Genomic DNA, 14,126 nt, shown 5'->3' on the forward strand with positions numbered 1-14,126 from the left:
CCCTCGCGAACCGACACGCCCCGTGCGAGCCGACACGCCCCGTGCCGCACGCAGCGTGTCGGCTCGGTGAAATCGTGTCGGCTCGGCGGATGCACTCCTCCGCGACTGCTGCCGGTCAGGAGGTCCCTCACGACGCCGGGGAGTGCCCCTCGAGGAACTCGTACAGATCGGTCGTGTCGACGCCGGGGAAGGCGCCCGTCGGGAGGGTCGCCAGCAGCGTCCGCGGCGTCCGCACGTTCGGCCACGCCTGATCGCGCCATACGCTCTCCAGCTCGGCGGGCGCGCGGCGGCAGCAGACCTCCACGGCATGCCGCGACACGCCGCGGTTGGACGTCTCACGACCGATGAACCACTTCGTGTCGTCGAAGCGCACCCCGACGCTCACCGAATGCGCGCCCTCGCTCGAGGCCTCTACCCGCGCGGTGCACCAGTAGGTGCCGTTCCCGGTGTCGGTGTACTGGTAGTACGGGTTGAACTTGTCGGGGATGTCGAAGACGACGCGGCTCGTCCACCGGCGGCAGCACAGCTGACCCTCGATCGCGCCGAGCCGGTCGGCCGGGAAGTTCACGTCGTCGTTCTCGTACGCCTTCGTGATGGTCCCCGACTCGTGGACCTTCAGAAAGTGCACCGGGATGCCCAGGTGCGGCGTCGCGAGATTCGTGAACCGGTGCGCGGCCGTCTCGTACGACACCGAGTAGGCGTCGCGGAGGTCCTCGATCGAGATCGCGCGGCGCGCCTTGGCGTCCTGCAGGAACGGCACGGCGTCGGCCTCGGGGATGAGGAGCGCGCCGGTGAGGTAGTTCGTCTCGACGCGCTGGCGCAGGAACTCGGCGTACGACCGCGGCTCGCTGTGCCCGAGGATCCGGCTCGACAGCGCCTGCAGCACGGCGGTGCGGGAGTCCCCCTTCGCCGGCACGGTGCTCGAGAGGTAGAGCCGGCCGTTCTTGAGGTCGGCGACGCTGCGCACCGACGGCGGGAGGTCGGGCACGTAGTGGAGGGAGAACCCCAGGTGGGCGGCGATGTCGGAGGCGCTCCGCTGCGTGAGGGGCCCGCCCGGATGATCGACGGCGTCGAGGATGCCGCGGGCCTGCGCCTCGAGGTCGGCGAAGTAGTTGTCCTGGCGGCGCATGAGGTGGCGCAGTTCGACGTTCGCCCGTCGCGCCTCCTCCGGCGTCGCGGAGCGCTCGTCGTGGAGACGTTCGATCTCGCCCTGGAGTGCGAGCAGCGCGCGCAGGGCGTCGTCCGGCACGGCCTTGCCGATGCGGAAGGGCGAGATGCCGAGCGACTGGAACGTCTGGCCCTTCATGGCGCGCTCGAGGGCGATCTCCATCGTCGACCGCTCGTCGAGGGTCTCGGCCTCCAGCAGCGCGTCGATCGTGGTGCCGAGGGCGCGGGCGATCGCCTGCAGGAGCGTGAGCTTGGGCTCGCGCTTGCCGGTCTCGATCATCGACAGCTGGCTGGGCGCGCGGTCGACGGCGGCAGCGAGCTCTTCGAGGGTGAGCCCCTGCGCCGTCCGCAGCTGCCGGATACGGCGCCCGATGGTCAGCGCATCGGCGCCGCCTGCGGGTTCGTCGATCACGTCGTTGTCGATCATGCGGGCGAGTGTGCCACACGAGCGACCTCGATGCATCACATTTGCAGAAATTCCGCCGAACTTCACACGTCGAATGGTCGTATTGGCCGTGATTATTCACCCAGAGTGGATGCCACGACCACCCGGGCACCGTCGCCCGGCATCCGACGAAGGAGACACCATGACGATCCACTCCACCCCCGGACGACCCGCACTGCGTGCCGGAGACCAGGTCGAGACGGCCGCCGAGCTCCAGGAGCAGTGGGCCACCGACCCCCGCTGGGACGGTATCGAGCGCACCTACACGGCCGAGGACGTCATCCGGCTGCGCGGCTCGGTCCGCGAGGAGAACACGCTCGCCCGCCGCGGCGCGGAGAACCTCTGGAACCTCCTCCAGACCGAGGACTACATCCGGGCGCTCGGCGCGTACACCGGCGGTCAGGCGGTCCAGCAGGTGCGGGCCGGCCTGAAGGCGATCTACCTCTCGGGCTGGCAGGTCGCCGCCGACGGGAACCTCGCCGGTCAGACCTACCCCGACCAGAGCCTCTACCCCGCCAACTCGGTGCCGTCCGTGGTGCGCCGCATCAACAACGCGCTGCTGCGGCAGGACCAGATCGAGCACGCGGAGGCCTACGACGGGGAGGGCGAGATCACCCGCGACTGGCTGGCGCCCATCGTCGCAGATGCCGAGGCCGGCTTCGGCGGCCCCCTGAACGCGTACGAGCTCGCGCACTCGCTCATCCAGGCCGGTGCCGCGGGCATCCACTGGGAGGACCAGCTCGCGAGCGAGAAGAAGTGCGGCCACCTCGGCGGCAAGGTGCTCGTGCCCACCCAGCAGCACATCCGCACGCTGAATGCGGCGCGACTGGCCGCCGATGTGGCGGGCGTCCCCACCGTCATCATCGCCCGCACCGACGCCCTGGCGGCCGACCTGCTCACGAGCGACGTCGACCCGCGTGACCAGGAGTTCACCACCGGCGAGCGCACGAGCGAGGGCTTCTACCGCGTGCGCCCCGGACTGGAGTCGGTCATCAGCCGCGGCCTCGCCTTCGCGCCGTACGCCGACCTCATCTGGGTCGAGACCGGCGAGCCCGACATCGAACTGGCACGGGAGTTCGCCGCGGCCATCCACGAGAAGTTCCCCGGCAAGCTGCTCGCCTACAACTGCTCGCCGAGCTTCAACTGGAAGCGCCACCTCGACGACGCGCAGATCGCCTCGTTCCAGCAGGACCTCGCCGACCTCGGCTACGCCTTCCAGTTCATCACGCTGGCCGGCTTCCACGCCCTGAACCACTCGATGTTCGACCTGGCCTCCGGCTACGCCGAGCGCGCCATGAGCGCCTACGTCGAGCTGCAGGAGGCGGAGTTCGCCGCCGAGGCCCGCGGCTACACCGCGACCAAGCACCAGCGCGAGGCCGGCACCGGCTACTTCGACGTCGTCTCGACGGCGCTGAACCCCGACAGCGCCACCCTCGCGCTCGTCGGGTCGACCGAGGCCGCGCAGTTCCACTGATCCGCCGCCGTTCCGTCTCCTCGCTCCGCATGACCCCCGGTCGTCGAGCGAGCGCAGCGAGACGAACGCACCACCGCCAACGGCACCGACACCACCACCGACACAGAAGGACAGGGCCATGACTCCCACCGCCACGGGCACCGCGCCCACCACGCCGACGACCACCTCTCCCGCGCCCGCCGCCGGACCCCGCATCGACGTGACCGGGCCGATGCGCCCGCGCTACGACGAGATCCTCACCACCGAGGCGCTCGCCTTCGTCACCGAGCTCCATCACCGGTTCTCGGGGCGGCGCCACGACCGCCTCGCCGACCGCATGCGCCGCCGGTTCGAGATCGGGAACGGCCACGACCCGCAGTTCCGCAGCGACACCGCGCACATCCGCGACGACGCCACCTGGCGGGTGGCGGGCCCCGGGCCCGGCCTGGAGGACCGTCGCGTCGAGATCACCGGGCCGACCGACCCGAAGATGACGATCAACGCGCTGAACTCCGGCGCACGGGTGTGGCTCGCCGACCAGGAGGACGCGACGAGCCCGACCTGGGCGAACGTCATCGAGGGGCAGCTGTCGCTGTTCGACGCGATCCGCGGACAGCTGCGCTACACCTCGCCGGAGGGCAAGGAGTACGCGGTCACCGCCGAGCGCACCCCCACGATCGTGATGCGCCCCCGCGGCTGGCACCTCGTCGAGAAGCACCTGCGGTACACCGACCGCACGGGGCGCGCGCTGGCTGCCTCGGGATCGCTCGTCGACTACGGGCTGTACTTCTTCCACAACGCGCAGGCGCTCATCGCGAACGGCGTCGGGCCCTACTTCTACCTGCCCAAGCTCGAGTCCGCCGAAGAGGCCAAGCTGTGGGACGACGTCTTCACCTTCAGCGAGGAGTACATCGGCATCCCGCACGGCACGATCCGCGCGACCGTGCTGATCGAGACGCTGCCTGCCGCGTTCGAGATGGAGGAGATCCTCTTCGAGCTGCGCGATCACGTCGCGGGATTGAACGCCGGGCGGTGGGACTACATCTTCTCGATGATCAAGAACTACCGCGGTCGCGGTGCCCGGTTCGTGCTGCCCGACCGCAGCCAGGTCACGATGACCGTGCCGTTCATGCGGGCGTACACCGAGCTGCTCGTGCAGACCTGCCACAAGCGGGGCGCCTTCGCCATCGGCGGCATGAGCGCCTTCATCCCGAACCGGCGCGACCCCGAGGTCACCGCGCAGGCGTTCGAGAAGGTGACCGCCGACAAGCGGCGCGAGGCGGGCGACGGATTCGACGGCACCTGGGTCGCCCATCCCGACCTGATCCCGGTCGCGCAGGCGGAGTTCGACGCGGTCCTCGGCGACCGGCCGAACCAGGTGGACCGCCTGCGCCCCGAGGTCGCCGTGACGGCGTCGCAGCTCATCGACGTGCACATCGGCCTGCCGATCACCGCGGCGGGGGTGAAGGGGAACGTCTCGGTCGCGATCCGCTACATCGAGGCGTGGCTCCGCGGCCTGGGCGCGGTCGCGATCGACAACCTGATGGAGGATGCGGCGACGGCCGAGATCAGCCGCAGCCAGGTGTGGCAGTGGATCCACCAGGACCGGGTCACCGACGACGGCACCGCCATCACGGCGGCGTACATCGAAACGCTCATCGACGAGGTGCTGGCGTCGGCGGAGCGCCGCAGCGGCGACCGGTTCGACGACGCCGCCGAGGTGTTCCGCGAGGTCGCACTGGGGCAGGACTTCCCCGCGTTCCTCACGATCCCCGCCTACCACCGGTACCTGTCCGAGGACTGAGCCGGCACCGCCCGCCCACGATTCCCGGCATCCCCGACGGAGAGGGTGCCGGGAATCGTGTGCGCGGGATGTCGATCCCTTCCGCGGCCGTTCGACGTGTTCACGTAACGTCGCTCACGACGGAAAGGAAACGACGATGCGCTATCTCATGCTGGTCCTCACCGACCCCGACCTCGCCGAGGCCGAAGAGACACCGATCACGATCGAGGAATGGGCGGGCGAGACCTATGGCACCGGCCGCGCCGTCGAGGGCGATCGCCTGCGGCCGGCAGCCGAGGCCAAGACGATCCGCCGCCGCCGGGGCGAGGTGATCGTCAGCGACGGCCCCTTCGCCGAGGCGTACGAGCTCATCGGCGGCTTCGACGTCCTCGAGTGCGAGAGCCTCGACGAGGCGATCGAGCTCGCCTCCCGTCACCCCATGGCCGCAGGCGGCGTGATCCAGCTCCACCCCGCCTGGCCCCTGGACCTCTGACGCTCCTCCGGCGCCGATCATCCGGCACCTGCGGGTGACCGCGGGGAGCGCGTCCCGGCTACGCTCGTAGCGTGACCGAACGCGCTCCCCTGCCCCGCACTCCCCGCGTCTCCGCGAAGCTCAGCGCCATCGCCGAGTCGGCGACCCTCAAGGTCGACGCCAAGGCCAAGGCCCTGCAGGCCGCGGGGCGCCCCGTGATCTCCTACGCCGCCGGCGAGCCCGACTTCGCGACCCCGCAGTTCATCGTCGACGCCGCCGCCGAGGCGCTGCACGACCCCGCCAACTTCCGCTACACCCCCGCCGCCGGTCTGCCGGTGCTGCGCGAGGCCATCGCCGCCAAGACGCTGCGCGACTCGGGCCTCGAGGTCTCCGCCGCCCAGGTGATCGTCACCAACGGCGGCAAGCAGGCCGTCTACCAGGCGTTCCAGGCCGTCGTGAACCCGGGTGACGAAGTGCTGCTGCCCGCCCCGTACTGGACCACCTACCCCGAGGCGATCGCGCTGGCTGACGGCGTGCCGGTGGAGGTGTTCGCGGGTGCCGACCAGGACTACAAGGTGACCGTCGAGCAGCTGGAGGCGGCGCGCACCGAGCGCACCACCGTGCTCGTGTTCGTGTCGCCCTCCAACCCGACGGGATCGGTCTACACGCCCGAGGAGACCCGCGCCATCGGCCAATGGGCCCTCGAGCACGGCATCTGGGTGATCAGCGACGAGATCTACCAGAACCTCGTGTACGAGGGCGCCCGAGCGGTGTCGATCGTCGAGGCCGTCCCCGAGCTCGCCGGCCAGACGATCCTCGTCAACGGCGTCGCGAAGACCTACGCGATGACCGGATGGCGTGTGGGCTGGATGGTGGGACCGGCGGCCGCGATCAAGGTCGCCGGCAACCTCCAGTCGCACCTCAGCTCCAACGTCAACAACGTGGCCCAGCGCGCGGCCCTGGCCGCCCTCACCGGCCCCCAGACGGAGGCCGAGGAGATGCGCCAGGCGTTCGACCGGCGCCGCCGCCTCATCGTCTCGGAGCTCGCGAAGATCCCTGGCGTCACCGTGCCGAACCCGCTCGGCGCCTTCTACGTGTACCCGGACGTGCGCGGACTGCTGGGGCGCGACTGGCACGGCACGACCGTCTCGACGTCGCTCGAGCTCGCCGACCTCATCCTCGAGCAGGCCGAGGTCGCCGTGGTGCCCGGTGAGGCGTTCGGCCCGAGCGGCTATCTGCGCCTGTCGTACGCGCTCGGCGACGACGCGCTCCTGGAGGGCGTGCAGCGCCTGCAGAAGCTCTTCGGCTGAGAGGTCGCGCGCCCCATGGCGCCGCACCCCGGCCGTGTCGTTTCGCCGGGGTGCGGGTCAGATCTCGACGCCGACGAGCACGGGTTCGGGCTGGAGCATGAGCCCGAACTCCGACTGCACCCGGCCGCGGATGAAGCGGGCCAGCTCGGCGAGCTCTCCCGCGGTCGCGCCGCCGCGGTTGGTCAGCGCGAGAGCGTGCTTGGTCGACAGTCCCGCGCGTGATCGCGGGAGCGAGAACCCCTTGCGCAGCCCCGCGTGCTCGATGAGCCAGGCGGCGCTGACCTTGACGTCCGGCTCGTGCGCGACCGGCGCCGGCACGATCCCGTCGAAGACGTCGAGCGGGATCACCGTCACGGGGTCGAGGTCGACCGAGACCGGCCATCGCGGGCACGCGGCGGGCAGCGTCCGGGCGAAGGCCGCGGTGACGATCGCGTTCTGGAAGAACGAGCCCGCGCTGTAGGTGTCGGGGTCGGCGTCGTCGAGCACCATGCCTTTGCGGGCGCGTGTGGCGAGCACGGTGTCGCGCAGCCACGCGAGCGAGGCCGACGACGAGGCATCGAGCCCGAGGGACTGACGCAGCTGGGCACCCCGCACGGGGATCTCGCCATGGCCGGCCTCGGCGAGCTCGAGGGTGATCGAGAGGATCACGGCGTCACGTCGCGCGACCGCGCCGTAGTGGGCCTTGAGCACGGACGTGCGGAAGCCGAGCTCGAGCTCGGCGGCCGGCACGACAGACACGTCGCCGGTCGCATGGTCGAGGAGCTCGACCTCGACGAGGGTCTGGATGAGCTCCTGGCCGTACGCTCCGATGTTCTGCACGGGGGCCGCCCCGGCGGTGCCCGGGATGCCCGACATCGCCTCGATGCCCTGCAGCCCCTCGGCGACCGTGAAGGCGACGAGCTCGTCCCAGCCGTGCCCGGCTTCGGCCCGGACGCGCGCGAACCCCTGGCGGGGCGACGGGAGGCGCTCGAGGCCCCCGGTCCGCACGACGACGACTGTGCCGTCGAACGGCTCGTCCCCGACGAGCAGGTTCGATCCGCCGCCGACCACGAGCCACGGCTCGCCGGTCGCCCAGACGTCGCGCAGCTCCGCGACGAGCTCGTCGCGGGTGCGCGCCTCGACCATCCGGCGGGGGGCCGCGCCGGTGCGCAGCGTGGTGAGCTGCGACAGCGGCAGCGGTGTGATCTCGGTCATCAGGCGTCCGCGCGCACGCGGACCTGCGCCTTGCCCAGGACGACGGTGTCGCCGTGCGAGACGGTGAGGTCCACGCGCAGGGAGGCGTCGTCGATCGCGCCGACCTTGGCCACGACGGTCAGCTCCGCGCCGTCTTCGGCGTCGACGACGACCGGACGGGTGAAGCGCACGCCGTACTCGAGGATGCGCCCGCTGTCTCCGAGCCACTCGACGATCGTCTCGACCGCCAGCCCCATGGTGAGCATGCCGTGCGCCAGGACGCCGGGAAGGCCGACGCGCTCGGCGACGTCGTCGCGGTAGTGGATCGGGTTGAAGTCGCCCGAGGCCCCGGCGTACCGCACGAGCGATTCGCGCGTCAGGTGGACGGTGCGCTCGGCGACGACCGTGCCGACCTCGATGGCGGCCGCCGTGCGGTCGTCCGCATTCGCCGAAGAGCTCATTCCTCGCCTCCGATCAGCAGCACCGACACGGCGGTGACCACGTGGGATCCGCCGGCGTCGGTGATCTCGGCTTCGCTGGTGACCATGGCCCCCTTGCCGAAAGGTCGCACGCCGGTCACCTGCAGCCGCGCGGTCAGCTCGTCGCCCGCGACGATGGGACGCGTGTAGCGGAACCGCTGCTCGGCGTGCACGGTGCGCTCGAGCGCGATCCCGGAGTCGGGCTCGCTCAGGAGCTGCTGGAGCGTCAGGTCCTGGATCACCATCGCGAAGGTGGGCGGCGCGACCACGTCGGAGTAGCCGAGCCGCTGCGCGGCGGCGGGGTCGGTGTGCTGCGGGTCGGTGGCGAACACGGCGCGCGCGAACTCGCGCACCTTCTCGCGGCCGACGAGGTACGGCGGAGTCGGCGGGAAGTCTCGACCGACGAGCTCAGGGTTCACGGACACCGTGCAATCCTACCGAGGCCACCCGCGGCGACGGGGCGGGGCGACCGGACAAAGCCCGGTGCACACGCGGTGCGAGCCGTCACCGCGCCGAGCGGGCACGCCAGGCGCGGACGCTCAGCTGCACCGCGATGAAGGCGAGGAAGCCGGCGAAGAGGATGTTCGACGTGAGCGGGTCGAGGAGGGTCGCCAGCCACGCGCCGAGCGCGGTCGTCGTGCACGCCGCCAGCCCGATGAGCGCGGCCGCGACGAGGTCGACGTTGCGGCGACGCAGGTTGCCGAGCGTGCCCGACACCGCGGTCGGGATCATCATCAGCAGCGACGTGCCCTTGGCGACGAGGTCGCTCGTGCCGAACAGGAACATGAGCGCGGGCACCACGATCACGCCGCCGCCGACGCCCAGGAGCCCGGCCATGATGCCGGTGAACACCCCGAGGCCGCCGAGGCCGAGGCCGGTGAGCACGGTGAGCTCCAGCTCGGCGTCGCGGGACGGCACGACGATGAACAGCATGACGATGACGACGAGGAGGAAGCCGATGAACCCCCAGCGGAGCGCGTTCTGCGGGAGACGCGCCAGCAGCCAGGTGCCGAGCTGGGCCCCGACCACCGCTCCCACGGCGAGGATCAGCGCCGGGATCCACGCGACCGAGCCGTGCACGGCGTAGGAGACGACGCCGACGGACGCCGTCGGCACGATCGCGGCCAGCGACGTGCCGGCGGCGAGGCGCTGGTCGAAGTGGAGGAAGAGGAGCAGCAGCGGCACGATGACGGTGCCGCCGCCCACGCCGAACAGACCCGACAGGAGTCCGGCGAGCAGGCCGATGCCCAGGCAGGCGACGACGTAGCGCGGACCGCGCGCGGCGTCCCGCGCCGTCACGCCGCGGGCTCCGGCTCCTGAGGCTCGACCGCGGCGGGCTCTTCGGCCGCCGCCTTCTCGAACTGCGAGCGGTACAGGCGCCAGTACGCTCCCTGGGCGGCGATCAGCTCGTCGTGGCTGCCCTTCTCGACGATGTCGCCGTGCTCCATCACGAGGATGAGGTCGGCGTCGCGGATGGTCGAGAGCCGGTGGGCGATCACGAACGACGTGCGTCCCTCGCGCAGCGCCGACATCGCATGCTGCAGGAGCAGCTCGGTGCGGGTGTCGACCGAGCTCGTCGCCTCGTCGAGGATGAGGACGGCGGGCTGCGCCACGAAGGCGCGCGCGATCGTGATGAGCTGCTTCTCGCCTGCCGAGACGTTCGCGGCGTCCTCGTCAAGGACGGTGTCGTAGCCGTCGGGGAGGGAGTGGACGAAGCGGTCCACCCGGGTCGCGACGGCGGCGTCGACGATCTCGTCGTCGGTGGCGCCCTCGTTGCCGTAGCGGATGTTCTCGCGGATCGTTCCGGCGAACAGCCACGGATCCTGCAGCACCATGCCGGTGCGCGAGCGGACGTCGTCGCGCGCGAGCTCGGCGATGTCCTGGCCGTCGAGCAGGATCCGTCCGCCGTCGAGCTCGTAGAAGCGCATCAGCAGGTTCACCAGGGTGGTCTTGCCCGCCCCTGTCGGTCCCACGATCGCGACGGTCTGCCCCGGCTCCACCCGGAATGACAGGTCGCGGATGAGCGGCTTGTCGGGCGAGTACGAGAACGCCACGTGCTCGAACTCGATGACGCCCCGCCCGTCGACGATGGCGGGCGCGTCGGCGTCGTCCGCCTCCTGCTCCGGCTCATCGAGCAGCTCGAAGACCCGCTCCGCCGAGGCGGTGCCGGACTGCACGACGGCGGCCATGCCGCCGAGCTCGGACAGCGGCTGGGTGAACTGCTGCGAGTACTGGATGAAGGCCTGGACGTCGCCGAGACGCAGCTGACCCGATGCCACCATGAGCCCGCCGAGCACGGCGATGCCGACATAGGTGAGGCTGCCGATGAACATCATCGACGGCATCATGAGGCCCGAGAGGAACTGCGCCTTGAACGAGGCCTGGTACAGCTCCTCGTTCTCGTCCTGGAACTTCTCGCGCGAGTCCTCCTCACGACCGTAGACGCGCACGAGGGCGTGGCCGGAGAAGGACTCCTCGACGCGGGCGTTCAGGCGCCCCACCTTCTGCCACTGGGTGGCGAACGCCTTCTGGGAGCGCGGGCCGATCACGCCGAAGACCACGGCCATGAGCGGCAGCGCGATCAGCGCCACGATGGCGAGCTGCCACGAGATGGAGAACATCATGACGAGCACGCCGACGACGGTGAGGATGTTCGTCACGGCCGTCGACAGCGCCTGCTGCATCGTCTGCGTGATGTTGTCGATGTCGTTGGTGACGCGCGAGATGAGCTCGCCGCGCTGCACGCGGTCGAAGTACGCGAGCGGCAGGCGGTTGATCTTCGCCTCGACCTCTTCGCGCAGGCGCCACATCGACCGCACCATGATCACGTTGATCACGTACCCCTGGAGCCAGGTCAGCACCGCCGAGACGACGTAGATCGCGAGGACGGCGACGACCACCCAGCGCAGCTGATCGAAGTCGACGCCCGCGCCGACCCGGAAGTCCTGCATGGCCGCGACCATGTTGGCCTGATCGGTCTGCCCGGACGAGCGGAGCGCGGCGACGACCTCGGCCTGCGTCGCGCCGGCCGGGAAGAACTCGGCGAGCCACCTCGACATCACGCCCTCGAAGATGAGGTTCGTGGCCTCGCCGAGCACCTTCGGCGCGACGACGGCGAGCACGACGCCGATCGCCCCCATGATCGACACGAAGACGAAGGCCCACTTGTGCGGGCCGAGCAGCCCGATCATCCGGGCGAAGCTCTTGCCGAAGTCGGCGGCCTTGCCCGGCGCGACCGAGTCCCAGTCTCCGGAGTTCAGTCGCGCCTGCTCGGCGCGCTCCAGGTCGAGGCGCTCCTCCTCGGTCATGGTCTTCTCATCCGACCCCGTGCCGCTCATGCGTCCACCCCCAGCTGCGACTCGACGATCTCGCGGTACGTGTCGTTGCCCGCCAGCAGCTCGTCGTGCGTGCCGAGGCCAACCACCCGGCCGTCGTCGAGGACGACGATGCGGTCGGCGCCGGTCACGGTCGAGATCCGCTGGGCGACGACGATCTTCGTCACCCCGGGCAGCGCGCGCCAGAGCGCCTGCCTGAGCCTGGCGTCGGTGGACACGTCGAGGGCCGAGAACGAGTCGTCGAAGACGAGGATGTCGGGCTGATGCACGATGGCGCGGGCGATGGCGAGCCGCTGCCGCTGACCGCCGGAGACGTTGGTGCCGCCCTGCGAGATGCGGGCGTCGAGGCCGCCCTCCATCTCCTCGACGAAGTCCTTGCCCTGCGCGATCTCGAGAGCGGCCCACAGCTCATCGTCGGTGGCGTCCTCGCGCCCGAACCGGAGGTTCGAGGCGACCGTGCCGGTGAAGAGGAAGGCCCGCTGCGGGACGTAGCCGATGCCGCGCCACAGGAGGTCGAGATCGGCGTCGCGCACGTCGACTCCCGCGACGCGCACGCTGCCGCCGGTGACGTCGAACAGCCGCGGGATCAGCGACACGAGAGTGGTCTTGCCCGATCCCGTGGAGCCGACGATCGCCAGGGTCTCGCCCGGCTCGGCACGGAAGCTCAGTCCCTCGAGCACCGGCGACTCCGCGCCCGGATAGGTGAAGGACACGTCGTCGAACTCGACCGTTCCCGGCGCCGGGAACACCGACACCGGCTGGGCCGGCCGCGTCAGCTGGTCGTCGGAGTCGAGCACCTCGCCGATCCGGTCCGCCGAGACCGCCGCACGCGGGATCATGATCGTCATGAACGTCGCCATCAGCACGCCCATGAGGATCTGGCCGACGTACTGCATGAAGGCGAACAGCGTGCCGATCTGCACGTTGCCCTGATCGACCTGGATGCCGCCGAACCAGATCACGCCGACGACGGTGACGTTCAGCACCAGCATGGCGAGGGGGAACATCAGCACGAACAGCGAGCCGACCTTGCGGCCGACGATCATGATGTCGGTGTTGGCGACGCGGAAGCGCTCCTCCTCGATGCGCTCGCGGACGAACGCGCGCACGACGCGCACGCCGGTGAGCTGCTCGCGCATGATCCGGTTCACGGCGTCGAGCTTCTGCTGGTACTGCCGGAACAGCGGGACCATGCGGCTGATGATGAGACCCGCCACCACGAGCAGCACGGGCACGGCGACGCCGATGAGCCAGCTCAGTCCGACATCCTGCTGGAGCGCCATGATGATGCCGCCCACCGCGAGCAGCGGGGCGGTCACGAGCATGGTCGCCCCCATCATGGCGAGCATCTGGACCTGCTGGACGTCGTTGGTGTTGCGGGTGATCAGGGTGCCCGCGCCGAAGCGGGAGACCTCGCGCTCCGAGAAGCCGCTGACCTTCTGGTAGACGTCGCGGCGGATGTCGCGGCCCGCGCTCATCGCCGCACGTGCGGCGAAGTAGGTGGCGATGACGGAGGCGACGATCTGACCGAGCGCCACCCCGAGCATGAGCATGCCGTGCGACCAGATGTAGGCGGTGTCGCCGGCGGCGACGCCGCTGTCGATGATGTCGGCGTTCAGCCGAGGGAGGTACAGCGAGGCCATCGCCGACGCGAACTGGAAGACCAGCACTCCCGTCAGCCACCACTTGTACTTCGTCAGGTAGCGCACCAAGAGCTTGCCGAGCATGCAGGACCTCCGAAGTCGGACAGCGGCGAACGGTTCATGCTAACGCCGGCCCCGACGTCGCTCCGGCCCGTGGGCGGGCGTTCGCTGACAGCGCGACGCGAGGCGGGTCGCGTGGCCGCCCCGTCTAGACTCGGCGCGTGACGAACGACCCGCGCCGCCCCGCACGACCGCGCCGCGAATGGCAGCGCTGGCAGATCTTCGCGATCGCCGTCGCGATCGTCGCGATCGTCGGCGGTGTGTGGAGCGTCGCCTCTGGCGGCGGCCCGACCCCGACGCCGGGACCCACGCGCACGCTGATCATCGACCCGACGCCCTGACGACGCCGCGGTCTCGTCGGCCGGCCGCGAACGCGACCGACGCGGCCTTCCCGTCTCCCCGGATCAGGCGACGCGGGCGGCCACGGCCGCGCGCGTCCAGGTGCCGTCGTAGACGCGGCGATGCGGCGCCGGGGCGTGTGCCGAGCCCGGGCACACGACCGAGACGCGGAACACCTCCGACGTCCGCTCGCCGAACCAGGCCGCCTCGCGGTCGACCTGCTCGCGCACGCGCGCGGTCAGCAGTTCGTGGTTGTCGTGGTCCGGGCAGCGGAAGACTGCCGGCACCAGAATGACGTCGCTCATCGAATCCCCCCAGTGATCGATGCACGGGACCCCCATCCCGTCCCCTCAGGAATATCAGTCCCCGGGCCCCGGCGGCAAGTGCGAGCAGTTTCGCGAGCCGACACGAAAGCGCCGAGCCCACACGCTGCGAGCGCACGAACCGTGTCTGTTCGGCTGCAGCGT

At 70.6% G+C, this 14,126-nt stretch carries 13 protein-coding genes; 5 read left to right on the forward strand and 8 right to left on the reverse strand.

Annotation, left to right across the window (positions count from 1 at the left end):
- Window positions 1–127: 127 nt before the first annotated feature.
- A complete protein-coding gene (locus QQZ13_RS14045; protein ID WP_284530002.1) occupies window positions 128–1,594 on the reverse strand; it encodes a helix-turn-helix domain-containing protein in 1,467 nt (488 codons plus the stop codon).
- Window positions 1,595–1,754: 160 nt separating this feature from the next.
- Between QQZ13_RS14045 and aceA the strand changes: the two genes are divergently transcribed.
- The 4 genes from aceA to QQZ13_RS14065 all read left to right on the forward strand — a co-directional run bounded on the left by aceA (window position 1,755) and on the right by QQZ13_RS14065 (window position 6,630).
- Window positions 1,755–3,086, forward strand: a complete 1,332-nt coding sequence (gene aceA, locus QQZ13_RS14050; RefSeq protein WP_284530004.1) for an isocitrate lyase — start codon at window positions 1,755–1,757, stop codon at window positions 3,084–3,086.
- Between the two features lie 118 nt (window positions 3,087–3,204).
- A complete protein-coding gene (gene aceB, locus QQZ13_RS14055; protein ID WP_284530006.1) occupies window positions 3,205–4,869 on the forward strand; it encodes a malate synthase A in 1,665 nt (554 codons plus the stop codon).
- A gap of 136 nt (window positions 4,870–5,005) precedes the next feature.
- The gene (locus QQZ13_RS14060) at window positions 5,006–5,341 is read left to right on the forward strand and encodes a YciI family protein (protein WP_284530007.1); all 336 of its coding nucleotides are present in this window, start codon (window positions 5,006–5,008) and stop codon (window positions 5,339–5,341) included.
- 71 nt (window positions 5,342–5,412) lie between these two features.
- Window positions 5,413–6,630 carry a pyridoxal phosphate-dependent aminotransferase gene (locus QQZ13_RS14065; RefSeq protein ID WP_284530009.1) on the forward strand — a complete coding sequence of 406 codons (1,218 nt, stop codon included), beginning with the start codon at window positions 5,413–5,415 and terminating at the stop codon, window positions 6,628–6,630.
- Between the two features lie 57 nt (window positions 6,631–6,687).
- Here QQZ13_RS14065 and QQZ13_RS14070 read toward each other — a convergent pair whose 3' ends face one another.
- From QQZ13_RS14070 to QQZ13_RS14095, 6 genes are all read right to left on the reverse strand, one after another.
- Window positions 6,688–7,824 (reverse strand): UDP-N-acetylmuramate dehydrogenase, encoded by a 1,137-nt coding sequence (locus QQZ13_RS14070; RefSeq protein ID WP_284530011.1) that lies wholly within the window; start codon window positions 7,822–7,824, stop codon window positions 6,688–6,690.
- Window positions 7,824–8,264: a MaoC/PaaZ C-terminal domain-containing protein gene (locus QQZ13_RS14075; RefSeq protein WP_284530012.1), complete on the reverse strand. Its 441-nt coding sequence runs from the start codon at window positions 8,262–8,264 to the stop codon at window positions 7,824–7,826. Before QQZ13_RS14075 ends, QQZ13_RS14070 begins: the two co-directional genes overlap by 1 nt.
- Window positions 8,261–8,707, reverse strand: a complete 447-nt coding sequence (locus QQZ13_RS14080) for a MaoC family dehydratase N-terminal domain-containing protein (RefSeq protein ID WP_284530014.1) — start codon at window positions 8,705–8,707, stop codon at window positions 8,261–8,263. The genes QQZ13_RS14075 and QQZ13_RS14080 overlap by 4 nt, the downstream gene beginning before the upstream one ends.
- A 79-nt stretch (window positions 8,708–8,786) precedes the next feature.
- A complete protein-coding gene (locus tag QQZ13_RS14085) occupies window positions 8,787–9,581 on the reverse strand; it encodes a sulfite exporter TauE/SafE family protein (RefSeq protein WP_284530016.1) in 795 nt (264 codons plus the stop codon).
- On the reverse strand, window positions 9,578–11,590 hold the full coding sequence (locus QQZ13_RS14090; protein ID WP_342395272.1) for an ABC transporter ATP-binding protein: 2,013 nt from the start codon (window positions 11,588–11,590) through the stop codon (window positions 9,578–9,580). Before QQZ13_RS14090 ends, QQZ13_RS14085 begins: the two co-directional genes overlap by 4 nt.
- A 26-nt stretch (window positions 11,591–11,616) precedes the next feature.
- Window positions 11,617–13,344, reverse strand: a complete 1,728-nt coding sequence (locus tag QQZ13_RS14095) for an ABC transporter ATP-binding protein (RefSeq protein ID WP_284530018.1) — start codon at window positions 13,342–13,344, stop codon at window positions 11,617–11,619.
- Between the two features lie 137 nt (window positions 13,345–13,481).
- Here QQZ13_RS14095 and QQZ13_RS14100 point away from each other — a divergent pair, with 137 nt between their 5' ends.
- Window positions 13,482–13,661: a hypothetical protein gene (locus QQZ13_RS14100; RefSeq protein ID WP_284530019.1), complete on the forward strand. Its 180-nt coding sequence runs from the start codon at window positions 13,482–13,484 to the stop codon at window positions 13,659–13,661.
- A gap of 63 nt (window positions 13,662–13,724) precedes the next feature.
- Here QQZ13_RS14100 and QQZ13_RS14105 read toward each other — a convergent pair whose 3' ends face one another.
- On the reverse strand, window positions 13,725–13,964 hold the full coding sequence (locus QQZ13_RS14105; protein ID WP_284530020.1) for a hypothetical protein: 240 nt from the start codon (window positions 13,962–13,964) through the stop codon (window positions 13,725–13,727).
- Window positions 13,965–14,126: the final 162 nt, after the last annotated feature.

This window comes from Microbacterium sp. T2.11-28 (assembly GCF_950097975.1).
In the GTDB taxonomy this organism is placed as follows: Bacteria; Actinomycetota; Actinomycetes; order Actinomycetales; family Microbacteriaceae; genus Microbacterium.

Coding starts and splice junctions, on each gene's coding strand:
- QQZ13_RS14045 (WP_284530002.1), bottom strand. CDS start 1,594: ATGATCGACAACGACGTGATCGACGAACCCGCAGGCGGCGCCGATGCG.
- aceA (WP_284530004.1), top strand. CDS start 1,755: ATGACGATCCACTCCACCCCCGGACGACCCGCACTGCGTGCCGGAGAC.
- aceB (WP_284530006.1), top strand. CDS start 3,205: ATGACTCCCACCGCCACGGGCACCGCGCCCACCACGCCGACGACCACC.
- QQZ13_RS14060 (WP_284530007.1), top strand. CDS start 5,006: ATGCGCTATCTCATGCTGGTCCTCACCGACCCCGACCTCGCCGAGGCC.
- QQZ13_RS14070 (WP_284530011.1), bottom strand. CDS start 7,824: ATGACCGAGATCACACCGCTGCCGCTGTCGCAGCTCACCACGCTGCGC.
- QQZ13_RS14075 (WP_284530012.1), bottom strand. CDS start 8,264: ATGAGCTCTTCGGCGAATGCGGACGACCGCACGGCGGCCGCCATCGAG.
- QQZ13_RS14090 (WP_342395272.1), bottom strand. CDS start 11,590: ATGACCGAGGAGGAGCGCCTCGACCTGGAGCGCGCCGAGCAGGCGCGA.
- QQZ13_RS14095 (WP_284530018.1), bottom strand. CDS start 13,344: ATGCTCGGCAAGCTCTTGGTGCGCTACCTGACGAAGTACAAGTGGTGG.
- QQZ13_RS14105 (WP_284530020.1), bottom strand. CDS start 13,964: ATGAGCGACGTCATTCTGGTGCCGGCAGTCTTCCGCTGCCCGGACCAC.